The sequence below is a fragment of the Bacillus sp. SIMBA_031 genome, assembly GCF_046535225.1.
GTDB lineage: Bacteria > Bacillota > Bacilli > Bacillales > Bacillaceae > Bacillus > Bacillus velezensis.
The window spans coordinates 1-230 of the sequence record NZ_JAWRXC010000755.1 but is presented as its reverse complement, the minus strand read 5'-3'; the positions used below and the strand labels follow the sequence as shown (position 1 = coordinate 230).

The 230-nt window shown below is 27.8% G+C and carries 1 protein-coding gene; it reads left to right on the top strand.

The genetic code is table 11. The annotated features are described in order from the left end of the window. Nucleotides 1-230, top strand: a 230-nt coding sequence (locus tag SB724_RS22085; RefSeq protein ID WP_410573254.1) for a hypothetical protein, incomplete at both ends; no start/stop codon positions are given.

Genomic DNA, 230 nt, shown 5'->3' with positions numbered 1-230 from the left:
AAACTGATTTAAAAGCTCAAGAACTCGAATTAGAAATTTTAAATCAAAAAGACAAAGCTGATCATCTTTCTTTAGAATTGGAGACGCAAAAAGAAAAAACCGTTAATGCAGAAAAAGAACTACTATTATTACGAAAACAAGTAAAACAAAGAACAATATCTGAATCTACGAAAGACTCTATTGTTCATGAATTGAGTAAACATACTTCTCAGAACATAAAAATAAGTAGT